We start from the raw sequence: 24,899 nt of genomic DNA on the forward strand, positions 1-24,899 counted from the left end.
CCGGGGCCGGCCGCTCCCGCTCGACCGGCCGCACGTGATGGGCGTCCTCAACGTCACGCCCGACTCGTTCTCCGACGGCGGGCGCTACGCGAGCACCCGCGCCGCCGTCGACCGCGCCCACGCGATGGCCGAGGCCGGCGCGTCGCTCGTCGACGTCGGCGGCGAGTCGACGCGGCCCGGGGCCCGACCGGTCGGCCTCGATGAGGAGTTGGAGCGGGTCGTGCCCGTGGTCGAGGCGATCGCCCGCGAGGTGCCGCACGTGCTCATCTCGGTCGACACGGTCAAGGGGGCCGTCGCGCGCGAGGCGCTGCGCGCCGGCGCGCACGTCGTCAACGACGTGACCGGGCTGCGCGAGGGCGTGGGGACGGCCGCCGCCGCGGCCGAGTACGGCGCCCCGCTCGTCGTCATGCACTCGCTCGCCAGGACCGGCGGCACGGCGCCCGCCGACGCCTACGACGACGTGGTCGGGGACGTGATCGCGTCGCTCCGCCGGTCCGTCGCGCGGGCCGAAGAGGCCGGCGTGGCAGACGTGATCGTGGACCCCGGCTTCGGGTTCGGCAAGACGGTCGAGCAGAACCTCCGCCTGATCGCCGAGGTCGACCGGCTCGTGGCCGAGGGCTGGCCGGTGCTGATCGGCGTGTCGAGGAAGAGCACCGTCGGCGCCGTGCTCGGGACGCCGGGGCGGCCGGCGCCCGTGACGGAGCGGCTCTACGGGTCGCTCGGGCTGGCGGCGCTCGCCGTCGTCCGCGGGGCGCACGTCGTGCGGGCCCACGACGTCCGGGAGACGGTCGAGACCCTCCGGACGATCGGTGCGGCCTTGACGGCGTCGGGCGCGGAGCGGGGCGCGCCGTGAGCCTGGACCTGCCGCTCGCGTTGCTCCTCCAGGAGGGCCTCCAGGTCGGGTTCGTCCCGCTCCGGTGGCTCGACCTCGTCGACGTCGCCATCACGGCCGTCCTCGTATACCAGGGCTACCGCCTGATCCGCGGCACGATCGCCGTCCAGGTGGCCGTGGCACTCCTCGGTCTGTACGCCGTCAACGAGGTCGTCCGGGCCGTCGGCCTCACGACGCTCTCGACCATCTTCGGGGCGGTCGGCGACGTGTTCGTGCTGGCCGTCCTCATCCTGTTCGCGCCGGAGATCCGGCAGGCGCTGTTCCTGCTCGGGCGGAACCCGATCGTCCGGCGCCTCGTGACGCAGCCGCCGCGCCAGAAGATCACCGACGAGGTCATCGGGGCGATCCAGGAGATGAGCCGCGACCGCGTGGGGAGCCTCATCGCGTTCGCCCGGAGCACCGGCCTCCGCAACTACATCGAGTCCGGGACCCAGATCCACGCCGACGTCGAGCGGGACCTCCTCACGGCCATCTTCTTCCCCAACAGCCCGCTCCACGACGGGGCCGTGATCGTGCAGGGCCAGAAGGTCGAGGCGGCCCGGTGCATCCTCCCGGTGAGCGACGCGCGCTCGCTCGACCCGCACCTCGGCCTCCGCCACCGCGCGGCCGTCGGGCTGACGGAGCGGACCGACGCGTTCGTCATCGTGACGAGCGAGGAGACGGGCAAGATCTCGGTCGCCGAGAACGGCCGGCTCGACGTGGGGCTGTCGCTCGCCGAGGTCGAGAACCGCCTGCTCGACGCGTTCTCGCCCGACCGCCGCGAGGCGGCCCCCGGCGGCACGCCCGAGGAGGCCCCGCCCCCCCCTGCCGACGCCACGACCTAGCCCGTGCTCCTCACCGACCGCCAGGCCGCCGCCTTCCGCCGCCGACTCGTGGACGACCTCCGCGAGCGGGGCATCGCCGACGAGCGCGTGCTCGCCGCGATCGGCCGCGTGCCCCGGCACCGGTTCATGCCGGACACCGGCCTCCACCGCCAGGCCTACGACGACGTCGCGCTCCCCATCGGCGAGGGCCAGACGATCTCGCAGCCGTACACCGTCGCCCGGATGACGGAACTCCTGGACATCCGCGAGGGCGAGCGTGTGCTGGAGGTCGGGACCGGGAGCGGGTACCAGGCTGCCGTGCTGGCCGAGCTCGGCGCCCGCGTGTTCTCGATCGAGCGCCACGCCGCGCTCCTCCAGAAGACGCGACCGATCCTAAAGGCCCTCGGCTACGACCCCGTCGTCCGCACGCAGGTCGGCGACGGGACGTACGGGTGGCCCGGCTACGCCCCGTTCGACGCCATCATCGTGACGGCCGGCGGGCCCGAGGTCCCGGCCGAGCTCCGGGACCAGCTCCGCGACCCCGTCGACGGCCAGCCCGACGCGCGGCTCCTCATCCCGGTCGGCCCGCCGAAGCGGCAGGTGCTCCACCGGATCACCAAGACCGGCCCCGACGCGTTCGCCGACGAGCGGTTCGACGGCGTCGTGTTCGTCCCGCTCGTCCGCGGGGCCTGACCCCGCCCGCCTCGGCGCCGAGGTGGACCCGGCCGGAGGAACCTTCGGCCGTTTCCGGCGAACCCCGCCCCTCCCCTCTCCCCCATCCATGCCCCGTTCCGGCCTCCGCCACGCCCCGCTCCACTTTGCCCAGGGCCTCCTGATGGGCGCCGCCGACGTCGTCCCCGGCGTCAGCGGCGGGACGATGGCGCTCATCGTCGGGATCTACGAGCGGCTCATCGAGTCGGTCCGCGAGGGGCTGGCCGCGCCGGCGTTCCTCGTGGCCGGGCGGATCGGCGACGTCAAGCGGTCGCTGGCGGCCGTCGACTGGGGCCTCGTGGTGCCGCTGGGCGTCGGCGTCCTCACGGCGCTCGTGGCCGCCTCGGGCGTGATCCCGGACCTCTTGGAAGCGTACCCGGAGCGGTCGCGCGGCCTGTTCTTCGGACTCATCGTGGCGTCGATCTACATCCCGTGGCAGGCGCTCGACCGGCACTCGTGGCGGGAGGCCGTGACGGCCCTCGTGGCGGCGATCGCGGCGTTCATTCTGGTGGGCCTGCCGGCCCTCGCGCCGGCGACCGACCCGGGCTGGATCCGGATCTTCCTCTCGGCCTCGGTCGCGATCTGCGCCATGATCCTGCCCGGCGTGAGCGGGTCGTTCCTCCTCCTCGCGCTCGGGATGTACGAGGTGACGCTGGAGGCGCTCCACGACCGCGACCTCGGCTACGTCGCCATCTTCGCCCTCGGCGCGCTCGTCGGCCTCGGCCTGTTCTCGCGGCTCCTGACGTGGCTCCTCGCCGAGAAGTCGGACCTCACGATGGCCGCGCTCATCGGGCTGATGGCCGGCTCGCTGCGGGCGCTCTGGCCGTGGCAAACCGAGACCCGCGAGATGCTGGCGCCCACGGGCGACGTGCCCGCCGTCGTCGGGCTGATGGTGCTCGGGCTGGCGATCGTGGCGGTCCTCTTGTGGGTGGCTGCTCGGTTCGTCCAGCCGCCCGAGGTCGCCGAGGCGGCCGAGGAGCAGGCCCGGGACCTCGAAGCGCGCGAGGACGCGCGGCACCCGGACTGAGCCGACCCGGCCCGCGGCCTACCCGAGGTCGACCGTGTCGACGACACCGACGACGGTCGCGTCGCTGGCCGTCAGGTCGTGCGTGGCCTTGAAGGGGAGCGCGGCCTCGGACGACGTGACGTAGAGGACCGTGTCGCCGGGCCCGGCGTCGCACGTGTCGAGCGCCGTCGTCGGGCGGCCCACGTCGGTGCCGTCAGCGCGGAGGGGTTGGACGAGGACCATCCGCCGGGCGTGGAGCGACGCGTCCTTCTGCGTGGCCCAGATCGAGCCGATGACGCGGCCGAGCCTCACGCGAACGGACCCGCGGCCTCGTCGAGCACGCGCTCGTCCACGTCCAGCCGGTCGACGATGGCCATCACGACGGCGTCGACGGCCTTCCCTTTCGTCAGCTCGGTCTGCCGGCCGGACGAGCCCTGCGCCACGAGGACCGTCTCACCCTCGCCCGCGCCTACGGCGTCGGCCGCGACGACGAACGCCGACTGGGGCTCGCCGTCGAGGTCGACCTCGCGGACGATGAGGAACTTCATCCCGACGAGGCCGGGGTCCTTGCGGGTGGCCCAGACGGTGCCGATGACCTTGCCGAGGAGCATGAGAGCGGGGCGGGGGGCCGCAAGGTAGCGTCTCCTGGGGCCCGCCTCGGCGCGCCCGCGGCCGAATACAGAAGCGCCCCGAGGCGAACCCCGACGCCCGCTGCCTGTACTCCCTCCTGCGAGGCGCGTGGCCACACGCCGACGCCCCGCCCCTGGCTCCCCGCGCCCCTCCCCGGCTGCCCCGTCCCCCGCTCATGCTGACTTCGTCGACCTCGCGGTTCCGCCGCTTCTCCCTCGTCATCGCCGCCGCCGCGCTCCTCGCGGCCTGCGACTCGGGCAACGCCGTCGACCCGCCCAGCCCGGCCGACGTGGCCGGTGTCTACTCGGTCGCCGCCTTCCGCTTCCAGCCGGCAGCCCAGGCCCTCGCCCCGGCCGACGTCCTCTCCTCGCTCGACCCGTCCGTGACGTCGGTCGAGATCCTCGACAGCGGCGACGTCGTGTTCCGGTACCGGCTCGACGGCGGGCTCACGCGCGTGGTCCTCGGCGAGGTCGAGGTCCGGAGCGCGCAGGTCCGCCTCACGTTCACGGGCCAGACCGACGCCGGGCGGCTGGCCGCGCTGCTGCCGTCGTCGCTGACGCTGGACCGCGTGGAGGGCGTCTTGGTGGCCTCGACCACGTTCCGAGCCAACCTCGCGGCCTACGACGCCGAGCAGTACGCCGGCTTCACCGACGTGCCCGGCACGCTCACGATCCGCCTCGCCCCACAGACGAGCAGCTAGACCGCCTCGCCCCGCCCGCCTCGGCGCGCTCCTGGACCGGCGCGCCCGCCCCCCGCCTCGTCCGCCCTGATGCCTCGTTCTCTACTCCTCGTCCTCCTCTCGCTCGCGCTCCTGGCCCCGGCCGCCTCGGCCCAGGTCTCGGGCGTCGGGTACCGGCTGTCTCCGTCGGCCACCTACGTCGACTTCGAGGGCGACGCGGGGCTCGACGACGGGCTCCTCTACGGCGGCGGGATTGGCCTCTCGTTCGGCGAGTTCGTCGAGCTCGGCGGCGGGTACCAGTTCGGCGACGGGTTCCAAACCGACTTCACCGGCTTCTCCGGCCTCGACGACGCCCCCGAGCTGGCCGAGGCGCTCGCCGGGCTCGACCCGCGCGAGGTCAAGGTCGAGCGCTACGGCGGGACGCTCCGGCTCAACCTCGGGACGGCCGGCCTCGTCCCGTTCCTGACGGCCGGGACCGGCCTCATTCGGTTCTCGCCCGACGGCCTCGAGGCGACGCGCAACATCTACCTCCTCGGCGGTGCCGGCCTCCAACTCACCGGGGCCGACCGCTACGCGCTCGCCGTCTCGGTCGAGGACCTCGCCTACCGCTACGACCCGGCCTCCACGTTCTTCACCGCCGCCGACCTCTCGACGGTCGGGCTCGACTTCGCCGACTTCAACCAGACGACGGTCAACAACCTGACGGTCCGCGGGACGGTCCAGCTCTACCTCGGCGGCCGGCGGCCCGGCCAGGACACCGAGGTCGACCGGGAACTCCGGCGCCAGTTCTCGGGCGGCCTCTCGGGCCTCAGCCTCTTTATCGAGCCGACGTACGGCCGCGTCCGCTTCGACGAGGCGTTCGACTACCGCGACCAGGCGTTCGTGGGCGGCGAGGTCGGGGTCGACCTCGGCCCGCTCGTCGGGCTCCGCGGGTTCTACATGCGCGGCGTCGAGGACGACAGCCCGACGTCGTTCGAGAGCGTCCGCATGCTCGGCGGCGACCTTCGGCTGCGGCTGTCGGAGGGCGGCCAGTTCGTCCCGTTCGTGAGCGTGGGCGGCGGCTACCTCGACGTGCTCGACGGCTACGCGGCCGACCCGGGCGCCGAGGCGGGCAACGCGCTCGCCGAGGACCGCCCGTTCGCGACCGGCGGCGCGGGCGTCGAGCTCGCCCTGAGCCCGCGCTTCCGGATCATCGGCGAGGCCCGGGCGCTGCTGATGAGCACGCGCGACGAGCAGGACCTGAGCCAGCCCGAGAACGTGTTCGTCAGCCCGTACTACCGGGCCGGCGTCTCGTTCGGCCTCGGCGGCGACGCAGGCGACGGCGTCCAGGCCGTGCGCCGCGAGACGCTGGAGTCGGAGCGGGCGCGGCTGACGGCCGAACGCGAGGCGGTCCGCCGGGAGGCTCTCGACCGGATCGAGGCGCTCGAAGCCGAACTGGCCGCGGCCCGCGCCGAGGGCGACATGGACGCCGTCGAGGTGCTGGAGGCCGAGCGCGAGGTGGCCATCGACCGGGCCGTCAGTCCCGACGCGGACCTCGCAGCGATGCCGGAGCGGACCGCGATCGTCGATCGCGAAGGCAACGACGTCCAGCAGCGGATCCTCCGCGATGGAATCGGCGCACCGCCCTCGAGTGCTGTGACCGAGGAGGTCGTCGTGGACGAGACCGGGCAGCGGACGGTGACGCGGACCGTGCGGGAGGCGCCCGCAGCCGACCGGATGGTGACGATCCCGCTCCCCGAGCAGGGCGAGCTCTACGTCCGCTACGGCCCGCCGGGCGGCGTCCTCATCGGCGACGGAGGCATGGTGCAGGGCGACGCCCTGACGACCGGCGACGCCGCGGTCGCCACGTCGGGCCTCGACGAGGCCGAGGTCCGCACGATCATCCGGGAGTCCCTGCGCGAGTCGCTGGCGGCCCAGGGCGACGCGCCGCTCACGGAGGGCGACCTCGGCGACCTTGAGCGCTCGATCGAGAACCGGATCGCCGACCGCGTCGCCGGCCGGCTCACCGCGCCCTCCGGCGCCTCGGACTCGCGCATCGCCGCGCTCGAGCGGCGCCAGGACGACCTCCTCGACGAGATCCGCGCGCTCCGCGTCGAGCTCGCCACGCAGCCCCAGCAGCCCGTCGTCGTCCGCCAGCCCGCCGCCCCGGGCGATGACGCCGACCAAGACGTGGCCGTGATCACGCCGACGCCGAGGCCGGCAGTCCCACCGACACGCGCCGTCCTCGGCCCGTCGTTCCAGATCTCGCCGACGGCCGGGTTCGGCCTCGGCGCCGGCCCCGACGGCATCCTCGTCGGCGCCCGCGTCGACTACGCGACGGGCCGGTCGTTCCACTACGTCCCCGAGCTGCTCGTCACGATCGGCGGCCGGCGGTCGGTCTCGGCCAACGCCGACGTGGCCTTCGACGTGCCGTCCGGCGGCTTCGCCGACGTAGGCTCCCCGTACGTCCGGACGGGCCTCGGGCTCGTGTCGTACGGGGGCTCCGACGAGATCCCGGCCACGTTCGACGAGGAGGTCGACGACGGCGGGACGACGCTGACGTTCAACCTCGGCCTCGGGGCGGATCTCGAGGCCGGCGGCGGCCGGCTCTTCGTCGACTTCACGACGGGCAACCTCGGCCGGTTCAACCGGCTCACCGCCGGCTACCGCTTCCCCTTCGGCCAGCGGGCCTACTAGGTGCGGACCGCCCTCGCCCTCGCCCTCGCGGCGCTCACGGGCCTCGCCCCCGCCGCCCAGACCGCCGAGGTCGACACGGCCGGGGCGCGACGGACCGTGACGGTGCCAGCGCCCGACGGGCCGGGTGTGATCTACTTCCGCGCCGGGACGCCCGACCCGAACGCCCGCCGCCGCGTCCAGCCGAGCAGCCCCGTGCGCCAGCGCCTCGCGCCGCAGACGGGCGCGGGCCCGGCGGCCCGCACCCGACGTTCCGACAGCGACGCCGTGACGCGGCTCGACCTCGTGCTGCTGGAGCAGTCGCTGCTCCGGGCCCTCGACGAGCGGATCGCGGACCTGATCACGTCGCAGCCCCGGTCCTCGCTGCCGATCTCGCCACGGACGCCCGCCCCGATCCTCGTCCTCCCGCACGACCGCGACGCGCCGGGCGCCGAGCCCACGCCTCAGACGCCCGCCCCGCCGCTGGCTCCGCAGCCGGCCGCGCCGACCCCACCCGCCTCGGACCCGCTGGTCGCCGAGGTCGAGCGGGCCATCCTCGACACGGGCCTCTTCCGGTCCACGCGCGTCAACTTCGAGTTCGGTGAGGCCGGCCTGCTGCCAGTGTCGGAGGCGACGCTCGACGCCGTCGCCGACGTGCTCCGGCGCTATCCGGCCCTCCGCGTCCGCGTCGGTGGGCACACCGACTCCGTCAGCTCGGCGGCGTTCAACCTCCGCCTCTCGCAGCGCCGCGCCGACGCCGTCCGCTACTACCTCGTCGGGAGCGGCGTCGAGGCGGGCCGCGTCGAGGCCGTGGGGTTCGGCGAGGGCCAGCCGGTCGCGTCGAACGAGACCGAGACCGGCCGCGCGCTCAACCGGCGCGTCGAGTTCGTGGCGCTCAACCCCGAAGCTGCTCGCGAGGAGACCCGCACGCTCCGCGAGGCCACGCCGGCCGAGACGCCGGGCCTCCGCGACCTGATCCGGCAAGAGCTGGAACGCCTCCGCGAGGAGGACGGCGGCTGACGGCCCGGCCCGCCTCGGCGCCGTGGCGGACGGAGCCGAGCCTCGCTCAGACGTACCGCGTCGTGATCCGGTCGTCCTTGTTCGGTCCGCGAGCCGTCCACGTGACCACGACCGCGTCGGCCTCGATGGTGAGGCCGACGGAGTACCAATCCGCGCCGCACGCGTGAGGCGCCCGAGCCGCCCAGTGCGCGCCGTCGGCGTCGAGCACGGCCGCGGCGGGGACGCCCTGGCGGACGTGCTCGACGGCGAGGGCCTCGCCGTCGAGGCGCCACCGCGACGCGGCCCGCCAGCGCATCGGGCGCGACCCGTCGGGGCCCCACACGCCGGCCTCCGAGAGGACGAGGCCGTCCCCGTCGCGCTCGACGCGGACGGCGCCCGTGCCCGAGCCGTGCCAGCCGTCGCCGGCCCACACCTCGACGTCGGCGCTCCGCGCCGCCGCCAGCCGGGCCAGGACGTCGGCTGCGCTCATGAGCGGATGGGGACGACGGCGAGCGTGCACCGGCTGACGCACACGAGCCGCCCGTCGTCGTCGCGGATCTCGATGCCCCAGACCTGGCTTGTCCGCCCGACGTGGACCGGCGTGGCCGCCGCTGTGAGCCGGCCGGCCTGCATCGACCGGAGGTGGTTCGCGTTGATCTCCTGCCCGAACGCCGTGTGGCCCTCGGGCGCGGCGAGGTAGGCCCCGACGCTGGCGGCGGTCTCGGCGAGGGCCACGCTCGCGCCGCCGTGGAGGTACCCGAGCGGCTGGTGGTGCCGCGGCTCGACCGGCATCGTGGCGACGACGCGCTCGGCGGACGCCTCGACGACCTCTATGCCGAGCGTGGTGCCCAACGTCTCGCGGTCGGGGAAGTCGGAGAGGGACTTGGGCACGGGCGTAAGAGTCAGGGCGGCACGGGCCTCTAGGGTACCCCTCCGACCGCCCCGATGTTCGACGCCCTGCGCGACTGGTTCCTCGGTCTCGGCGCCGCGTACGGCGTCGACCCACTCGTCTTCGGGGCGATCTACGTCGGCGCGATCCCGCTGTTCTTCGGGTCGCTGGCGTGGCTGGGCAGGAACGTCCGGGCGAAGAGGAGCCCGGTCCTCCCGGTCCTCGCCGCCGGGCTCTGCTTCGTCTCGGCCTACCTCTACCTCCTCGTCGCGGGCGAGAACGTGCCGCTGTGGGTCTACGGTTTCGTGGCGCTCCTCGTCGCGTTCGGCGCCTGGAGCACGGTCCGCTCCATCCGCAAGACGATCGCGGAGGCGAAGGCCCAGGGCCCCGCCCACCTCGGGCCCGAGGCGGGCGGGGCCGGCTAGCGGATCGGGACGTCGAGCCGCAGGGCGACCGTCGCGTCCTGCCCCAGCACCGCGTCGTAGAGCGGGACGCGGACCGCGACTGACGGCCGGACGCCTCCCACCGCGACCGAGGCGCCCAGCACCGCCACAGCGTCAGCGTCGAAGAAGGTGTCGTAGCGGCCGTCCGTGAGGATCTGCCGGCCGAGCACGCCGCCGCTCAGCGTCGCCCGCCCGACGGCCGCGTCCAGGGCCGCGCCGTAGCCGAGGGCGAGGTCGGGGTCCGTCGTGACCACCTGGTCCGTCGTGGGCACGAGCAGCGCCGGCTCGGCCCGGAGCCGGAGGCGGAGCCGCTCGTTGAGGGCCGGCACGTAGGCGACGCCCAGGAGCGCGGCGAACGTGTCGGGGAGGTAGGCCTCGAACCGCTCGGGCGCGGCCCGGAGCCCGCCCTCCCAGCCGTTGACCTCGTTGAGGTCTCGGTTGGGCGCGAGCGGGACTCGGACGCCGAGGTCCAACGACAGGTCGGGCCGGACGCCGGCCTGGACGCCCACGTAGGGATTCCCGAGGGCCACGTCGCTCAAACCGTCCGCGTAGAACCCCGAGACGTCGACGCTCTCGGGGAAGTCGTAGGCGGCGTAGGCCACGGGGAGCTCCGCGACGGCCGTGAGGCGGCGGCCCACCGGGACACGCGCGCCAAGCACGAGCGCCGTCGACACGATGCCGAGCTCACCGTCTTCGATCAGCTGACCGTCGACGTCGGTCGTCGTGATGCCGAGGTCGTCGCCGACCGCGTAGAGGAGGTCCACGGAAACCGACGGACCGGCGGGCGGGGTGGGCCAGCCGCCGGGCTGGGCGGACGCGGCCGAGGCGGCGAGGACGAGGGCGAGGACGGAGAGACGCATCGAGGAGGGAGTGGGCGAAGGCCCGCACCGTGGGGCGGCGTTCGGGCGGCCCTCCAACGCCGACAGCCCTGCGGGTTCCCGGCGCGCGTACGCCGTCGCACCCCGGGTCCGGGGCGCGCTGTGGTCGCACGCCGGACGTCGGCATCAGGAGGCGCCCAGCGGCGATCCGGGGCCGTTCCAGGGGACACCGAAGTACCTGGCCACGTCGGCCGCGTGAGCGGCGAACGTGGGGTGCGTGCCGAGGTCGGCCGCCTCGGTGGCGCCGCGGACGTAGCGGAGGACCGGGACGCGCTCGCGCGTGTGGTCGGAGCCCGGGTACGTCGGGTCGTTGCCGTGGTCGGCCGTGAGCGTGAGGACGGCGCCCTCGGGGAGGGCGGCCTCCAACTCGGGCAGCGCCGCGTCGAAGGCCTCCAGCGCGCGGGCGTAGCCCACGGCGTCGGAGCGGTGGCCGTAGAGCTCGTCGAAATCGACGAGGTTGGTCCAGACGAACGTCGGCTCGCCGGACGCCGCGGCCTCGCGGATGGCGGCGAGCGTCTTCCGGACGCCGTCGTCGTTGCCGGCCGTCTTGACCTCCTCGTCCACGCCCTGCCCGCCGAACAGGGACGCCACCTTCCCCACGCAGACCGTCCGCACGCCCGCGTCCCGGAGCACGTCGAGGAGCGTCGGGCCGGTGGGCAGGAGCGAGAAGTCCCTCCGCTTCGCCGAGATCCGCTCGTAGGTGCCGGCCTCGCCCGCGAACGGCCGCGCGATGACGCGCCCGACGGCGTGCGCCCCCACCATCACCTCGTCCCGCGCGACTCGGCACAGCCGGTACTGTTCCTCCAGGGGAATCGTCCCGACGTGCGCCGCGATCTGAAAGACGCTGTCGGCGGAGGTGTAGACGATGGGCTGGCCCGTCCGCTCGTGCTCCCCTCCTAGCTCCGCGATGATGGCGGTGCCGGAGGCGGGCTTGTTGCCGAGGACGCCGTCGACGCCGGCCCGCTCGCAGAACGCGGCGATCACCTCAGGCGGGAAGCCGTCGGCGTACGTCGGGAACGGCTGCTCCAGGACGAGACCGGCGAGGGCCCAGTGCCCGGTCGTCGAGTCCTTGCCGGCGGCGCGCTCCGTCATCCGTCCCCACGACGCCGCGGGTGCCTCCGCCTCGGGGAGCCCGTCGACGAGGCGGCCGAGGCCCCAGCATGTGAGGTTCGGGAGATCGGGGCGCTGCTGGCGGACGACGTGGCCGAGCGTGTCGGCCCCGGCGTCGCCGTAGGCCGCGGCGTCCGGCGCGTCGCCGACGCCGGCGCCGTCGAGGATGATCGTGACGTAGAGGGACATCGGAGTTCGGAGTTCGGAGTTCGGAGTTCGGAGTTCGGAGTTCGAAAGGTGCCGGCCGGCAAGCGTGGACGCCAACCGGGCGGGCCGAAAGCTGGCGGAACTTTCCCCACGCCGACGCGCCCCTCTCTTACCCTGAGCCGCCCGCCCCGCTCCCTCCGCTCGTGACGCCCCCCGACCTCCCGCCCATCCTCGCCATCGAGACGTCGTGCGATGACACGGCCGCGGCCGTCTGGGCCGACGGGCGGCTGGCGTCGAGTGTCGTCGCCGGGCAGCGGGTGCACGAGGGGTTCGGCGGCGTCGTCCCCGAGCACGCGAGCCGGGCCCACGAGCGGCTGATCGTGCCGACGATCGAGGCCGCGCTGGCGGAGGCCGGCCTCGGCATGGCCGACCTCGGCGCCGTCGCCGTGACGGTCGGGCCCGGGCTGGCCGGGTCGCTGCTCGTCGGCCTCAGCGCTGCTAAGGGCATCGCGCTCGGCCGCGGGCTGCCGCTTCTCGGCGTGAACCACCTCGAAGGGCACGTCTATTCGGTGATGATCGAGGAGCCCCGGCCATCGCTCCCGTTTCTGTGTCTGACGGTCTCGGGTGGGCACACGCTCCTCACGCTCGTCCGCGAGGGCTTTGCCCACGAGGAGCTCGGGCGGACGCGCGACGACGCGGCCGGCGAAGCGTTCGACAAGGTGGCGAAGCTCCTCGGTCTCCCCTACCCCGGCGGCCCCCACATCGACCGGCTCGCGGCCGAGGGCGACGCCGCATTTCTCGACCTCCCGTCGCCGCGCCTCGGGCCGAAGGGTCGCCGCGGGGACGCCCTCTTCGACCTCTCGTTCTCCGGCATCAAGACGGCCGTCCGCTACTGGATCGCCGACCTCCCCGAGGCGGACCGGGTCGGGATCGTCGAGCGCCATCGCGCCGACGTGGCGGCCTCATTCCAGCGCGTCGTGGTCGAGTCGCTGGTCGAGGGCGTTCGCCAGGCCGTCGAGGAGACGGGGGTACGGGCCGTCGCCGTCGTCGGCGGCGTCTCGGCCAACTCCGGCCTCCGTCGGGCCGTCACCGAGGCGGGCGCGGCCGACGGCTTCGACGTGTTCGTCCCAGACCTCCAGCACTCGGTCGACAACGCGGCCATGATCGCTGTGACGGCCGCCTACAAGTGGGCGGCCGGCGAGACGTCCGACCTGTCGGTGGGCGCGACGCCGAGCCTGGCATTGTAGGCGTTGCGCGGAGCGGCTGATTCCCGGCTCCTCAGCACACGTCGGCGGCGCACCGAGCGATCTTGGCGCCGATGCTCGCCGTTCTCCTCGCCCTGCTCTCCGCCCTCGCCGGCGTCTCCCCGAGCGGGATGGCCGACGACTTCGCGGAGGGCGCCGAGGTCGTATCCGTCGCCCACCCCGCCGACGCGTGCTGCGGGGTCGTGGGCGAGAACCCGGAGCACCCGTGCACGCCCGGCGAGCCGTGCACACCGGCCGGCGGGTGCTGCGCGTGCGCCTCGTGCGGCCAGCGGGTACTGAGCACGCCGCCGACGCCGCGGCCCGACGTGGCGGCCTCCGCCACGCGACACGCGGTGCCTTCGGCGGGGCCCACGGGCACCGACGCGGTCGGGGCCGTCTGGCATCCGCCGCGGGGGTAACCGTCGACTCCGACGGCCGGGCGCGTCGCGCCCGGTCCTCCCGCCGTGTTTCTGCCAGACCTCCGCCCCGCGCCGTTCGCGCCCGAGGCGGCCCCCGCCCCATGATGTCCCCCCTCCGGCCCCTCCTCGGGCCCGTTCTCCTGCTGCTGGCCATCGCCAGCGCCCCCGTCGCCGCCCAGCACGCACTCACCGTCCGCGTGACCGACGAGCACTCCGGCGCCCCACTCCCGGGCGCCACCGTCGTCGTCGATGACGCCGCCCCACCGGTGGGCGCCTCCACCGACGCCGACGGGCTCGCGCGCCTGACCGGCCTCCCCGTCGGCGACCTCGCCCTCACCGTCTCGTTCGTCGGCTACCAGCCGGCCCGCCTCCTCGTCACGGTCCCGCACGAAGGGGGCCCTCTCGACGTGGCCCTCGAAGAGGACGAGGAGGCGCTCGGCGACGTCGTCGTGGCCGCGACGCGGACGAGCCGGACCATCGCCGACCTCCCCACGCGCGTCGAGACGATCGCGGGGGAGGAGATCGACGAGAAGATCTCGATGGAGCCCTCCAACATCACGATGCTCCTCAACGAGTCGCCGGGGATCGCCGTCCAGCAGACGTCGGCGGTCTCGGGCAACGCGTCGATCCGCATCCAGGGCCTCGACGGCCGCTACACCCAGTTGCTCAAGGACGGCTTCCCGCTCTACGGCGGCTTCTCGGGCGGCCTCTCGCTCCTCCAGGTCCCGCCGCTCGACCTCCGCCAGGTCGAGATCGTCAAGGGACCGGCCTCGACGCTCTACGGCGGCGGCGCCATCGCGGGGCTCGTCAACCTCGTCACGCGGACGCCGCGGCTCGGCGCGCCGGAGCGGTCGGTGCTGGTCAACGCGACGAGCGCCGGGGGCACCGACGTGGGGGCCTTCCTCTCGGGCCGCAGCGAGCGCCTCGGGTACACGCTCCTCGCGTCAGCCAACCGCCAGGGCGCCTACGACGGCGACGGCGACGCCTTCACCAACCTCCCGCGGACGCGGCGGCTCACCGTCGCCCCGCGCGGCTACGTCTATCCCTCCGACGCGACGACGCTGTGGCTCGGCGTGACGGGGACGGTCGAGGACCGCGAGGGTGGCGACCTCGCGGTGATCGAGGACGGCGCCGACGGCTACGCCGAGCGGAGCGAGAGCCTTCGGATCACGTCGCAGGCCCGTCTCGACCACGCGCTGTCCGACCGCGCGACGATCACGCTCAAGCAGAGCACGAGCCACTTCGACCGGAGCGTCGCGCGGCCGGGCTACCGCTTCGAGGGCACCCAGACGGCGACCTACGCCGAGGCCTCGGCCCTCCTCGGCCTCGACGCCCACGACCTCGTGGTCGGGATCGACCTCCGGACCGACGCCTTCGACCAGCAGAGCGCGGCCGACCCGGCGATCGACGACGCCCAGCTCACGGCGGGCGCCTTCGTGCAGGACACGTGGGACGTGACCGACCGGCTGGCCGTCGAGCTCGGCCTCCGCGGCGACCTCAGCGAGGACCACGGGGCGTTCGTGCTGCCCCGCGCCTCGGCGCTCGTCCGCCTGGCGGAGGGCGTGGCACTGCGCGCGACGGGCGGCCTCGGCTACAAGACGCCAACCGTGTTCCTGGAGCCGTCCGAAGGGCGGGCGTTCGAGGGCGTCCTCCCCCTCGGCGACGACATTGAGGCCGAGACGTCGGCCGGCGGGACCGTGGACCTCAATGTCCGGACGGTGCTCGGCGGGCGCGTCTCGCTGTCGTTCAACCAGGCCGTCTTCCTGACCCGCCTCGCCGACGCCCTCGTCCCCACCGACGCCGGGGCGGGCCTGATCCGCTACCGAAACGCCGATGGCCCCGTCCTCACGCGCGGGACGGAGACGAACGCGCGGTTCGGGCTCGGCGACCTCAAGCTGTTCCTGGGCTACGTCTACCTCGACGCGACGGAGACCGTCCCCGGTGGCGACACGCGGCGGGAGGTCCCGCTCACGCCGGCCCACAAGACGTACTCCGTCCTCGTGTGGGAGCGGCACGGGCGGGGCCGGGTCGGGCTCGAGGCCTACTACACCAGCGCCCAGCGGCTCCCCGACGGCGAGCGGACGGAGGGCTACTGGGTGACGGGGATCATGGGCGAGTGGCGCGTGGGCCCGGCCCGCGTGTTCCTCAACCTGGAGAACCTCCTCGACACCCAGCAGACGAACTACGGCCCGGTCGTCGTCGGCCCCCGCGCGACGCCGACGTTCGCCGACATCTGGGCGCCGACCGACGGGTTCATCGCCAACGGCGGCGTCAAGCTGTCGCTGTAAACAGATGGGGCCGGCTCCCGTCCGTGGGAGCCGGCCCCGGCGTCGGCCCCTCCGCCTCGGTGCCGAGGCAGGCGGGGTCAGTGGCCGCCGGCGAGGGCGAGCGCGTTCGGCTTGTCGTGGATCGCGAGCCGGTCGAGGAGGGACTGGCTCTGCTCGTTGAGCCCGACGACCTCGAACGCGACGCCGCGACGGGCGAACCGGAGCGCGGCCCGGTCGATGGCGTCGACGGCCGAGCCGTCCCAGACGTGGGCCGCCGAGAGGTCGAGGACCACGCGGTCGACATCCTCCGTGAAGTCGAACGTGTTGAGGAAGCCCTGGACGGTCACGAAGAAGAGCGAGCCAGAGACCACGTAGGTGTGCGTCCGGCCGTGCGGCCCGTGGCTCTCCTCGACCTCCATGAACGCGTGGTCGGCCACCTTGCGGGCGAAGAACAGGGCGCTCAGGACGACGCCCGCCAGCACGCCGATCGACAGGTCGTGCGTCATCACGACGGCCCCGACGGTGACCAGCATCACGAACGACTCGCTCTTCGGCGCCTTCGCGATCGCGGGGATCGAGCGCCAGTCGAACGTCCCGATCGACACCATCACCATGACGGCGACGAGCGCGCCCATCGGGATGAGCACGAGCCAGTCGGACAGGACGAGGATGAACACGAGCAGGAACAGGCCGGCCGAGAACGTCGAGAGCCGCCCGCGCCCGCCGCTCGACACGTTGATCACCGACTGGCCGATCATGGCGCAGCCGGCCATCCCGCCGAAGAAGCCCGTGATGACGTTGGCGATGCCCTGCCCGCGCGCCTCGCGGTTCTTGTTGGAGTCCGTGTCCGTCCGCTCGTCGACGATGGCCGCCGTCAGGAGCGACTCGATGAGGCCGACGAGCGCGAGCGCGAACGCGACCGGGAAGATGATCGAGAGCGTCTCCATGTTCAGCGGGACGCTCGGGATCGAGAAGAACGGGAGCTCCGTCGGGAGGGCGCCCATGTCGCCGACGGTGTTCAGCCCAAAGCCGCCGCCGAGCGTCAGGCTCACCGCCGTGAGCGCGACGATCGCGACGAGCGGCGACGGGACGGCCGTCGTGAGCCGCGGCAGGCCGTAGATGATGGCCAGCCCGGCGGCGACGAACGCGTACATCACCCAGCCCTGCCCCACGAACTGCGGGAGCTGCGCCATGAAGATGAGGATCGCGAGCGCGTTGACGAACCCGGTCATCACGGCCTTCGGGACGAACTTCATGGCCTGCCCCAGCCGGAACGCGCCGAACAGGAACTGGATGATGCCCGTCAGGACCGTCGCCGCGAACAGGTACTCCAGCCCGTGGTCGCGGACGAGCGTGATCATCAGGAGCGCCATGGCGCCGGTCGCCGCTGAGATCATGCCCGGCCGGCCGCCGACGAACGACGTCGTCACGGCGATCACGAACGAGGCGTAGAGCCCGACCTTCGGGTCGACGCCCGCGATGATCGAGAAGGCGATGGCCTCGGGGATCAGCGCGAGCGCGACGACGACGCCCGCCAGCAGGTCGGCGCGGACGTTGCCGAACCACTCGTGGCGGAGCGTGGCGGGGTCAAGGGAAGCGGGGAGACGAAGCGTCAAGGCGTCCGGGGGAGCGTCAAACAGAAAGGACCCGCGCCGGGCGCGAGTCCTGTGGCTCCGGCACCAACCGTGCCGGATGCGCGAAAATTACGGCCTCAGCCCTGTTCCTGACGGTCCGAGGCCCGTCTTCTTCGTCCCTCTGCGGCGGAAGCCCTTCCGTCTCCGGCGCCTTCGTCGGCCCTTCGCCGTGGCCGGGTCCGACCGCCCTCCCGATCGGACGGAACACCCGGCCGGCCGGGGCCGCCTCGGCGCCGAGGCGGGCCGGGTCAGGCCGCCTCGGCCTGCGCCTCGAGGGCCTGGGCCCGCTCGTGCCCGAGGTACCGGTCGATCAGCGCGTGCCCGAGATAGACCAGAGGCGTGATGGCGACCGCGATGAGCACCTTGTAGCCGTAGTTGAACAGCGTGATCGCGACGATCTCACCGAGGGCGAGCTGCCCGGCGAACGCGACCGCGAGCACCACGAACGTGTCGATAAACTGCGAGCCGAGCGTCGAGCCCGTGGCCCGGAGCCAGAGGTGGCGGCCTTCGGTCCACCGCCGGAGCCGGTGGACCAGGGCGATGTCGACGAGCTGGCCGATGAGGTAGGCGATGAGGCTCGCGATGATGACCCGCGTCGTGGTCCCGAAGACGGCGGCGAAGGCGGCGTCGGGGACCGGCGAGTTGGGCGCGGTCGGCGTGGCGAGCGCGAGTTGCAGGAGCCCGAACGCGAACACGACCATCGCCAGCCCGACGTACGTCACGAACCGGATGCCGGCCTTGCCGAAGTACTCGTTCATCACGTCGGTCACGATGAACGTGACCGGGAACGCGAGCACGCCGGCCGTCATCACGACGCTGTCGAACTCGACGCCGAGGATGGTCAGCGCGAACGGCAGGTCGAAGGCCGTGAAGAACTTGCCGGCCGTGGCCTCGGCGATGACGAGCGCCGTCAGGAAGACGGCGGCGCAAACGACGTAGACCTTCTGGGCGCGGGTGAGGACGGTCATGGGACGCGGGTCGGTCCGCCTCGGCCGATCGGCGGGCGGACCGAGGCGGGCGGGGCCAGTCTACGCCGCCGCCGCGAGCAGCGTCGGCGGGAACGACGAGCGGGCCAGCCGCCTCGAGACGAGCCCCAGGAGGAGGACCAGCCCCCCAGCGCGGCGGAACGCGGCCACCGGCCGCTACTCGCCCTGGCTCCGCCGTCGGAGCGCGACGAGCTTCGCCATGCTCTCGACCGCCAGACGGAGCGACGTCATCAGTTCCGAACCCTCGGAGTAGTCGGCCGGGGCGAGGTTCTGGACGCGACGGTCGGGGTTCACCTTCTCGGCCTCCTTCCAGTCGCCGTCCGAGTCCTCGACGACGCCGAGGGCTATCCCGCCGTGCTCGCCCATGAGCTCGAAGACCGGCATGTCGCTGGCCCCGTCGCCGACGTAGATGACCTGGTCGAGCGGGACGTGCCACTCCGCCTCGGGGATGTCGCGGTAGACCTCGGCCGGCTCGTTGCTCCCCCCGACGCCCACGCCCTTCGCGATCGCGAGGAGGTAGCGGGTCTTCTCCGAGTGCGTGATCATCTGGCGGCAGCACGCGGCCGCGCCGTCGTCGGCGAAGTGGAACTCGGCCCCGTACATCGCCTCGAACCGCTCGGCGATGGGCGCGTGCCGCTGGGCGTCGACGAACCCGCCCGAGAGGAGGTAGAACTCGACGTCGACGTCGTCGGCGATGGCGTGGGCCCAATCCGTCACGTGGTCGAACATCTCCGGAACGCCGGGGAACAGGTCGATCGACTCGCCGAGCTCCTGGCAGAAGGCGCGGTCGAGCGTGAGGTCGTCGCGTCCCTGGGCCTCCTCTACGATCCGGTAGAACCGGGCCAGCGTCTTGTCCCACCCGTCCTCCGCCAGCGGGCCCACCTTCTCGCGGTCGAACGCCTCGGGGTCGACGCCGAGCTTGGCAAGGAGGGCCTCGTAGGTGTCCGGCGCGAGCGTGTCGTCGAAGTCGAAGACCAGGGCGATCCGGTTGTGGAAGGCGGTCGTGGCCTCGGGCATGAGTCTGGGGGGATGGGAGTCCGCCGCCGGACGGCGGAGAGGGGGTGAACGACGCGCCAGGCGGGCGCGTCACGCCGTCGCCTCGGCGAGCGGCGCGAGGTCGAACTCCGGGAGCACGTGCTCGCCGAACGTCTCGACGAACGCCTCCTGGTTCTTCCCGACCTGGTGGACGTAGACCGCGTCGGCGCCGGCCTCGAACACCCCCCGGATCCGCTCGACGTGGACGCCGGGGTCGGACGACACGCACACCTTCTCCTTCACGTCCTCCGGCCGGACGTAGCGGGCCGCCTTCTCGAACTGGTCCGGCATGTTGAACTCGGTCGTGACCTTCGAGGCGAAGACGTTCGTCTTCCACTGGCCGAAGGCCATCTCGAGCGCCGCGTCGTCCGTCTCGGCCCACTGGTGCTTGGCCTGGACGTAGACCGGCTTGCCCCCGCCGCCGTTGTCGCGGAACGCCCGGATTACGCCCTCGAGCACCTTCGGCGGGTGGCTGACGGTGATCAGGCCGTCAACCCACGGCGCGAGCCACCGCGCCGTCGGCGCCGTCACGGCCGCACCGATGACGGTCGGCTCGACCTCGGGCAACGAGAACAGCCGGCAGTCCTCGACGGTCACGAGGCCGCGGTGCGTGACGGTCTCGCCGCGCCATAGCGCGCGCATCACCTCGACCGATTCCTTGAGCCGCTCGTTGCGGAGATCCTTCGCCGGCCACGGCCCGCCCGTGATGTGCTCGTTCAAGGCCTGGCCGGACCCCGTCGCAATCCAAAAGCGGCCGTCGAACATCTCGTTCAGCGTCGCCACGGCCTGCGCGATGATGGCCGGGTGGTACCGCTGCCCCGGTGCGTTGACGATCCCGTAGGTCAGATTCGTGGCGTGCATGGCCGCGCCGAGCCAGCTCCAGGCGAACCCACTCTCGCCCTGCGCGCTGCTCCACGTGTGGATGTGGTCCGAGCACATGGCCGCGTTGAACCCGGCGTCCTCGGCCTGCTGGACGAGGCGGAGAAGCTGGCTGGGCGGGAACTGCTCGTGGGAGGCGTGATAGCCGATGACGTAGGACATGGGGTCGGGTGGAGTGCGATCGAGCGGTTGACGATTGGGACGACTTCAGACGCGTGCGGCATCCTCTCGAGCGGCGGCGGCCCCCGCCGCCTCGGGGCCGAGGCGGGCGGGGTCAGGCCCGGTCGAGGCGGAACCAGCGGAACCCGTAGGGCGGGAGCGAGAGGGAGAGCGTGCCCCCGGTGATCCCCGGGAGCCCGTCGCCGGGGTCGAGGAGGTCGAGCGGGGTCCGGTCGGCGTAGGCGCTGAGGTCGAGCGCGGCCTCGGCCTCGGCGTCGGACAGGTTGTGGACCGCGGCGGCCGCCCGCCCGCCCCGTTTGCAGACGTGGGCGAAGACGGCCGCGTGGTCCGTGTCGACGACGTGCCAGTCGCCGCGCCCGAACACGTCGGCCTCCTTGCGGGCGCGGATGGCCCGTTCCATCCACATCAGGAGCGAGTCCGGCTCGCGCCGCTGGCGGTCCACGTTGACGGCCTGGTAGCGGAACGGGCCGCTGTCGATGACGGGCCGGACGGGCTCGTCGGACGACGTGAAGCCAGCGTTCGGTTTGTCGGACCACTGCATCGGCGTGCGGACGGCCGTCCGCTCGGGGAGGCTCAGGTCGTCGCCCATCCCGATCTCCTCGCCGTAGCGGATCACCGGGCTCCCGGGGAGGGAGAGCATCAGGCTGTAGGCCATCCGGACGCGCGCGGCGTCGCCGTCGAGCATGGGCGGGACGCGGCGGCGGGGACCTCGGTCGTAGACCCACATGCTCTCCCGGTCCGGCGCGAACGCCTCGGCGATCTCGTCGCGCTGGGCCTCCGTGAGCCGGCCGAGGGCCAGCTCGTCGTGGTTGCGGAGGAACGTGGCCCACTGCCCTTCGTCGGGCGGCTTCGGCGGAAGGAGGAGGCCGCGCTCGAGCGGCGCCTTCCGTTGGCGCGCGAGCGCCAGAAACAGGTGCTGGTTGAGGACGAAGTTGAACAGCATGTGCAGCTTCTCCCCGTCGCCGAAGTAGTGCGGCACCTCGCCGGGCGCGACGTTGGCCTCGGCCAGCAGCACGGCGTCGCCGCGGCGCCACGAGAGGAAGGTCCGGAAGTCGCGGAGGTACTCGTACGGGTCGGCCTTGCCCGAGACCTCGTCGATCCCCTTGTGCTCGATGAGGAACGGGGCCGCGTCGATGCGGAAGCCGCTCACGCCGAGCCGCAGCCAGAACCCCATGACCCGCTCGATCTCGGCGCGAACGTGCGGGTTGGCGATGTTGAGGTCCGGCTGGTGCTCGTAGAACCGGTGGAGGTAGTACCGCTTGGCCTTCCGGTCGTAGGTCCAGACGGTCTCCTGCTCACCGGGGAAGATCATGCCCTCGTCGGCGTCCTCGGGCTTCTCGTCACTCCAGACGTACCAGTCGTGGCGGTCGGAGTCGGGGTCGCGGGCCTCCTGAAACCACGGGTGCTGGTCCGAGGTGTGGTTCACCACGAGGTCGACGATCACGCGGAGCCCCCTGTCCTCGGCGGCGCGGATGAACTCGACGAAGTCGCCGAGCGTGCCGAGGCGGGGGTCGACGGCGTAGTGGTCGCAGACGTCGTACCCGTTGTCGCGGTTGGGCGTCGGGTAGAACGGCAGCAGCCAGATGCACGTCGCGCCGAGCCCGGCGATGTGGTCGAGCTTGGCCGTCAGTCCGGCGAAGTCGCCGACGCCGTCGCCGTTCGCGTCGTGGTACGTCTCGACGTCGAGGCAGTAGAGGACGGCGTCCTGGTACCAGCGATCGCGGACGCTCATGGGCAGAGGGAGCGGGAAGAGGGGCCCTCTGCCAACGAGGTCGTCTCCGGGGAGGTCCGCCGCGGGCGTGGGGGAACGCTCCACCTTCGCCGTGGCGCCCGCGCCCGCGCGGAGCGCGGCCTCTGATCACGCCCGGCTCCGCCCGCCTCGGTGGAGCGACCGAAGCGGGCGGACTTGGGATCAGCGACCGCCGGCGGCGTCGGCTTCGGGCGCGTCGGCGGAGGCGGCCTCGCGCGGGGCGGCGTTCTTGACGTAGCGGTCGAGCCACCGGTCCTCCTCCCACAGCATGTGGAGGAGCGACTCGCGCCCGCGGTAGCCGTGGCTCTCGGCCGGGAGGAGCACGAGCCGGGCCGTCCCGCCGAGCCCCTTGAGCGCGCCGTAGAGCCGCTCGCTCTGGAGCGTGAACGTGCCGGGGTTGTTGTCGGCGTCGCCGTGAACCAAAAGAATTGGCTCGTCGATCTTCTCGGCGTGCATGAACGGGCTCATGCCGAAATAGAGCATCGGGTCGTCCCAGAACGTCCGCTCCTCGCGTTGGAAGCCGAACGGCGTGAGCGTCCGGTTGTAGGCGCCCGAGCGCGCGATGCCGGCGCGGAACAGGTCCGAGTGAGCGAGGAGGTTGCCCACCATGAACGCCCCGTAGCTGTGGCCGCCGATGGCCACGCGGTCGGGGTCCACGACGCCCCGCTCGACACCCGCAGCAATCGCGGCCTCGGCGTTCATCACGAGCTGCTCTCGGAAGCTGTCGTTCGGCTCCGTCTCGCCCTCCCCGACGATCGGAAACGCGGCGTCGTCGAGCACGGCGTAGCCCTGCGTCACGAACGGGACGGCGCCCCAGTAGCTCACGTACGTGAACTGGTAGGGACTGTCGGACCGCTGGCCGGCCGCGTCGGCCGACTTGTACTCCGTCGGGTAGGCCCAGACGAGCGTCGGGAGCGGACCGTCGCGTTCGGCGTCGTAGCCGGGCGGGAGGTAGAGCGTCGCGCTGAGCGGCACGCCGTCGGCGCGCGTGTACTCGACGGTCTCCTTCTGGACGTCGGCCAGCTCGGGGTACGGGTGCGGGAAGGCCGTCACGGCGCGGACGTCGCCAGAGCCGAGGTCTCGCACGTGGTAGTTCGGCGGGTCGGTGACCGTCTCGCGCTGCGTCAGGAGGAGCCCGGCGTCCACGTCGAGGAAGTCGACGGGGCGCTCGTAGAACGGGGCCTCGGAGCGGAAGAGCTCGGTCGTCTCGCCGGTGTCGAGGTCGAAGCGGCGGACGAACGGGCGGTTGCCCTCGGGCGAGGCGCCCTGGCCCTCCAGGAAGAGGTCGCCGTCGTCCATCAGCAGGACGCGGTGGCCGGCGTCGTTGAGGGCGGTCATCGGCTGTCCGGGGTCGTTGTAGCGGTCCTCGAACGAGTACGAGAAGACGGTCTCCGGCTCGGCGTCCAGATCGCTCGGGTCGAGCCGGTACCAGTTCACCTGGCGCGTCTGCCAGTAATAGTCGATGGCGAGGGCCGTGTCGTCGTCGCCCCAGACGAGGCCGCTGTAGCGGAGCGGGAGCGCGGCCCACGCGACGGGCGCGCCCTCGAACGGAGCCTCCAGCAGGTAGAGCTGGTCCCGAACCTCGGCCTCGGCGCTCGCGTCGCCGCCGTCCTGCGCCTCGGTCCACACGAGCGTGGCCGGCGCGTCGGCCCGCCAGCCGACCGACCGCGGGCCCGTCGGGACCGAGCCGAACGCGATCGGGACCTGCTCGGCCACCGGCAGCTCGGCGACCGTGTGGACGACCGCGCCCGACTGGAGATCGCGGACCTCAACGTTGTTGGCGAAGCGGGACCACGGGACGAGGTAGGAGTACGGCCGCTGACGGGCCTCCGTGAGGAGATACCGCCCGTCCGGCGACACCTCGAGCGACGTGTAGACGCCCTCCGGCGCCACGGCGCGCGGCCCGGCGCCGTCGAGCGGGACCGCGACGAGCGCGCTCGTGAAGTAGTGGTCGAAGAGCCGCTCGTCGAACGGGCTCTCCAAGAGGTCCTGGTACGTCCGCGCCGGCGCCGCCTCGCCCGTCGACTCCTGGACGACCGGCCCCGTCGGCACCGTCGACTCGACCGGCGCCTCGCCCCGGTCGGCCGGGACGGCGCGGACGATGAGGCCGTCGCTCGACGGGAACCACTCGAACGAAGCGCCCGGCGCGGCGTCGTTGACGGCGTCCGAGAACGCGAGCCGGGCCTGCGCCGCGGCGGCGTCCATGACCCACAGCTCGACGCGGTCCTCCCGGTCGGCGAGGACGGCGAGGTGGGCCCCGTCGGGGCTCCACTGCGGGCTGCGCAGGCGGGCGCCGTCGGGGAAGCCGGCCACGGTCCGCTCGTCCTCGCCCGTCACGGCCTTCAGCGTGACGCCGGTGTAGCCGATCGCGCGGCTCGGCCCCGTCGTCCGCGGGTTGATGCGGACGCCGGCGAGGCCGAGCTCGGGCTCCGCCAGCTCGGCCACGGGCGGGACGCCGTCGCGGGCGAAGAGGGCCATCGTGGCACGATCGGGGCTGAGCCAGACGGCCGGCGTGCGCGGCGCGTCCACGAGGGCAGCGAGCTCGGGCGCCGGCGTCTGGTACGTCAGCGCGTCGTCTTGCGCGTGGACGGCGACGGCCGTCAGCAGGAGGGCGAGGGCGAGAGGGCGGCGGAGCATGGCGGGACGGCGAGTGCTCCGCCAGTATA

23 protein-coding genes are annotated in these 24,899 nt (G+C 73.3%); 11 read left to right on the plus strand and 12 right to left on the minus strand.

Annotated features, from left to right (window positions below; genetic code table 11):
• From folP to BSZ37_RS01495, 4 genes are all read left to right on the plus strand, one after another.
• Positions 1-853, plus strand: an 853-nt coding sequence (gene folP, locus BSZ37_RS01480; RefSeq protein WP_095512274.1) for a dihydropteroate synthase, incomplete at its 5' end; no start/stop codon positions are given.
• Complete coding sequence (gene cdaA, locus BSZ37_RS01485; RefSeq protein WP_218830359.1) at positions 850-1,716, plus strand: diadenylate cyclase CdaA; 867 nt, start codon at positions 850-852, stop codon at positions 1,714-1,716. The genes folP and cdaA, both read left to right, overlap by 4 nt.
• 3 nt (positions 1,717-1,719) lie before the next feature.
• Positions 1,720-2,388: a protein-L-isoaspartate(D-aspartate) O-methyltransferase gene (locus tag BSZ37_RS01490; protein WP_095508842.1), complete on the plus strand. Its 669-nt coding sequence runs from the start codon at positions 1,720-1,722 to the stop codon at positions 2,386-2,388.
• 88 nt (positions 2,389-2,476) lie between these two features.
• Positions 2,477-3,433 carry a DUF368 domain-containing protein gene (locus BSZ37_RS01495; RefSeq protein WP_218830360.1) on the plus strand — a complete coding sequence of 319 codons (957 nt, stop codon included), beginning with the start codon at positions 2,477-2,479 and terminating at the stop codon, positions 3,431-3,433.
• Positions 3,434-3,451: 18 nt separating this feature from the next.
• On the opposite strand, the gene BSZ37_RS01500 is transcribed toward BSZ37_RS01495, so the two are convergent.
• Both BSZ37_RS01500 and BSZ37_RS01505 read right to left on the minus strand, forming a co-directional pair.
• On the minus strand, positions 3,452-3,724 hold the full coding sequence (locus BSZ37_RS01500) for a EutN/CcmL family microcompartment protein (RefSeq protein ID WP_095508843.1): 273 nt from the start codon (positions 3,722-3,724) through the stop codon (positions 3,452-3,454).
• Positions 3,721-4,023 (minus strand): EutN/CcmL family microcompartment protein, encoded by a 303-nt coding sequence (locus BSZ37_RS01505; RefSeq protein ID WP_095508844.1) that lies wholly within the window; start codon positions 4,021-4,023, stop codon positions 3,721-3,723. The genes BSZ37_RS01500 and BSZ37_RS01505 overlap by 4 nt, the downstream gene beginning before the upstream one ends.
• Before the next feature lie 194 nt (positions 4,024-4,217).
• Here BSZ37_RS01505 and BSZ37_RS01510 point away from each other — a divergent pair, with 194 nt between their 5' ends.
• From BSZ37_RS01510 to BSZ37_RS22305, 3 genes are all read left to right on the plus strand, one after another.
• Complete coding sequence (locus tag BSZ37_RS01510) at positions 4,218-4,742, plus strand: hypothetical protein (RefSeq protein ID WP_095508845.1); 525 nt, start codon at positions 4,218-4,220, stop codon at positions 4,740-4,742.
• A 69-nt stretch (positions 4,743-4,811) separates the two neighbouring features.
• The gene (locus tag BSZ37_RS01515) at positions 4,812-7,397 is read left to right on the plus strand and encodes a hypothetical protein (protein ID WP_095508846.1); all 2,586 of its coding nucleotides are present in this window, start codon (positions 4,812-4,814) and stop codon (positions 7,395-7,397) included.
• Positions 7,398-8,393, plus strand: coding sequence for an OmpA family protein (locus BSZ37_RS22305; RefSeq protein WP_095508847.1), 996 nt, complete (start codon positions 7,398-7,400; stop codon positions 8,391-8,393).
• Positions 8,394-8,439: 46 nt separating this feature from the next.
• Here BSZ37_RS22305 and BSZ37_RS01525 read toward each other — a convergent pair whose 3' ends face one another.
• Positions 8,440-8,862, minus strand: coding sequence for a DUF6314 family protein (locus tag BSZ37_RS01525; RefSeq protein WP_095508848.1), 423 nt, complete (start codon positions 8,860-8,862; stop codon positions 8,440-8,442).
• Positions 8,859-9,263 carry a hotdog fold thioesterase gene (locus BSZ37_RS01530; protein WP_095508849.1) on the minus strand — a complete coding sequence of 135 codons (405 nt, stop codon included), beginning with the start codon at positions 9,261-9,263 and terminating at the stop codon, positions 8,859-8,861. Before BSZ37_RS01530 ends, BSZ37_RS01525 begins: the two co-directional genes overlap by 4 nt.
• A gap of 54 nt (positions 9,264-9,317) precedes the next feature.
• On the opposite strand from BSZ37_RS01530, the gene BSZ37_RS01535 reads away from it, so the two are divergent.
• Positions 9,318-9,686 (plus strand): hypothetical protein, encoded by a 369-nt coding sequence (locus tag BSZ37_RS01535; protein ID WP_095508850.1) that lies wholly within the window; start codon positions 9,318-9,320, stop codon positions 9,684-9,686.
• Here BSZ37_RS01535 and BSZ37_RS01540 read toward each other — a convergent pair.
• Both BSZ37_RS01540 and BSZ37_RS01545 read right to left on the minus strand, forming a co-directional pair.
• On the minus strand, positions 9,683-10,564 hold the full coding sequence (locus BSZ37_RS01540; protein WP_095508851.1) for a hypothetical protein: 882 nt from the start codon (positions 10,562-10,564) through the stop codon (positions 9,683-9,685). The genes BSZ37_RS01535 and BSZ37_RS01540 overlap by 4 nt on opposite strands.
• Positions 10,565-10,708: 144 nt before the next feature.
• Entirely contained in the window at positions 10,709-11,881 is a 1,173-nt protein-coding gene (locus BSZ37_RS01545) for a phosphopentomutase (RefSeq protein WP_095508852.1), read from the minus strand.
• Between the two features lie 161 nt (positions 11,882-12,042).
• On the opposite strand from BSZ37_RS01545, the gene tsaD reads away from it, so the two are divergent.
• The 3 genes from tsaD to BSZ37_RS01560 all read left to right on the plus strand — a co-directional run bounded on the left by tsaD (position 12,043) and on the right by BSZ37_RS01560 (position 15,790).
• Positions 12,043-13,086, plus strand: a complete 1,044-nt coding sequence (gene tsaD / locus BSZ37_RS01550; protein WP_179299419.1) for a tRNA (adenosine(37)-N6)-threonylcarbamoyltransferase complex transferase subunit TsaD — start codon at positions 12,043-12,045, stop codon at positions 13,084-13,086.
• A gap of 71 nt (positions 13,087-13,157) precedes the next feature.
• On the plus strand, positions 13,158-13,502 hold the full coding sequence (locus tag BSZ37_RS01555; protein ID WP_095508853.1) for a hypothetical protein: 345 nt from the start codon (positions 13,158-13,160) through the stop codon (positions 13,500-13,502).
• Positions 13,503-13,603: 101 nt separating this feature from the next.
• Positions 13,604-15,790 carry a TonB-dependent receptor gene (locus BSZ37_RS01560; RefSeq protein WP_095508854.1) on the plus strand — a complete coding sequence of 729 codons (2,187 nt, stop codon included), beginning with the start codon at positions 13,604-13,606 and terminating at the stop codon, positions 15,788-15,790.
• 77 nt (positions 15,791-15,867) lie between these two features.
• Here the strand turns inward: BSZ37_RS01560 and BSZ37_RS01565 are convergent, their stop codons facing one another.
• The 6 genes from BSZ37_RS01565 to BSZ37_RS01590 all read right to left on the minus strand — a co-directional run bounded on the left by BSZ37_RS01565 (position 15,868) and on the right by BSZ37_RS01590 (position 24,870).
• Positions 15,868-17,385, minus strand: a complete 1,518-nt coding sequence (locus tag BSZ37_RS01565; protein WP_095508855.1) for a SulP family inorganic anion transporter — start codon at positions 17,383-17,385, stop codon at positions 15,868-15,870.
• A gap of 266 nt (positions 17,386-17,651) precedes the next feature.
• A complete protein-coding gene (locus BSZ37_RS01570; protein WP_095508856.1) occupies positions 17,652-18,371 on the minus strand; it encodes a queuosine precursor transporter in 720 nt (239 codons plus the stop codon).
• Between the two features lie 174 nt (positions 18,372-18,545).
• Positions 18,546-19,406 carry an HAD family hydrolase gene (locus BSZ37_RS01575; protein WP_095508857.1) on the minus strand — a complete coding sequence of 287 codons (861 nt, stop codon included), beginning with the start codon at positions 19,404-19,406 and terminating at the stop codon, positions 18,546-18,548.
• A gap of 69 nt (positions 19,407-19,475) precedes the next feature.
• Positions 19,476-20,465, minus strand: coding sequence for a TIGR03885 family FMN-dependent LLM class oxidoreductase (locus BSZ37_RS01580; RefSeq protein WP_095508858.1), 990 nt, complete (start codon positions 20,463-20,465; stop codon positions 19,476-19,478).
• 112 nt (positions 20,466-20,577) lie between these two features.
• On the minus strand, positions 20,578-22,215 hold the full coding sequence (locus tag BSZ37_RS01585) for an alpha-amylase family protein (protein WP_095508859.1): 1,638 nt from the start codon (positions 22,213-22,215) through the stop codon (positions 20,578-20,580).
• A gap of 180 nt (positions 22,216-22,395) precedes the next feature.
• A complete protein-coding gene (locus tag BSZ37_RS01590; RefSeq protein WP_095508860.1) occupies positions 22,396-24,870 on the minus strand; it encodes a S9 family peptidase in 2,475 nt (824 codons plus the stop codon).
• Positions 24,871-24,899: the final 29 nt, after the last annotated feature.

It is taken from the genome of Rubrivirga marina (assembly GCF_002283365.1).
Classification (GTDB): Bacteria; Bacteroidota; Rhodothermia; order Rhodothermales; family Rubricoccaceae; genus Rubrivirga; species Rubrivirga marina.

Bases quoted from the DNA above. Each gene is read 5' to 3' on its own strand.
- BSZ37_RS01540 (WP_095508851.1), bottom strand. From the start codon at position 10,564: ATGCGTCTCTCCGTCCTCGCCCTCGTCCTCGCCGCCTCGGCCGCGTCC.
- BSZ37_RS01510 (WP_095508845.1), top strand. From the start codon at position 4,218: ATGCTGACTTCGTCGACCTCGCGGTTCCGCCGCTTCTCCCTCGTCATC.
- BSZ37_RS01505 (WP_095508844.1), bottom strand. From the start codon at position 4,023: ATGCTCCTCGGCAAGGTCATCGGCACCGTCTGGGCCACCCGCAAGGAC.
- BSZ37_RS01560 (WP_095508854.1), top strand. From the start codon at position 13,604: ATGATGTCCCCCCTCCGGCCCCTCCTCGGGCCCGTTCTCCTGCTGCTG.
- BSZ37_RS01575 (WP_095508857.1), bottom strand. From the start codon at position 19,406: ATGCCCGAGGCCACGACCGCCTTCCACAACCGGATCGCCCTGGTCTTC.
- BSZ37_RS01585 (WP_095508859.1), bottom strand. From the start codon at position 22,215: ATGAGCGTCCGCGATCGCTGGTACCAGGACGCCGTCCTCTACTGCCTC.
- BSZ37_RS01515 (WP_095508846.1), top strand. From the start codon at position 4,812: ATGCCTCGTTCTCTACTCCTCGTCCTCCTCTCGCTCGCGCTCCTGGCC.
- BSZ37_RS01590 (WP_095508860.1), bottom strand. From the start codon at position 24,870: ATGCTCCGCCGCCCTCTCGCCCTCGCCCTCCTGCTGACGGCCGTCGCC.
- BSZ37_RS01580 (WP_095508858.1), bottom strand. From the start codon at position 20,465: ATGTCCTACGTCATCGGCTATCACGCCTCCCACGAGCAGTTCCCGCCC.
- BSZ37_RS01555 (WP_095508853.1), top strand. From the start codon at position 13,158: ATGCTCGCCGTTCTCCTCGCCCTGCTCTCCGCCCTCGCCGGCGTCTCC.
- BSZ37_RS01525 (WP_095508848.1), bottom strand. From the start codon at position 8,862: ATGAGCGCAGCCGACGTCCTGGCCCGGCTGGCGGCGGCGCGGAGCGCC.
- BSZ37_RS01570 (WP_095508856.1), bottom strand. From the start codon at position 18,371: ATGACCGTCCTCACCCGCGCCCAGAAGGTCTACGTCGTTTGCGCCGCC.
- BSZ37_RS01545 (WP_095508852.1), bottom strand. From the start codon at position 11,881: ATGTCCCTCTACGTCACGATCATCCTCGACGGCGCCGGCGTCGGCGAC.
- BSZ37_RS01535 (WP_095508850.1), top strand. From the start codon at position 9,318: ATGTTCGACGCCCTGCGCGACTGGTTCCTCGGTCTCGGCGCCGCGTAC.
- BSZ37_RS01495 (WP_218830360.1), top strand. From the start codon at position 2,477: ATGCCCCGTTCCGGCCTCCGCCACGCCCCGCTCCACTTTGCCCAGGGC.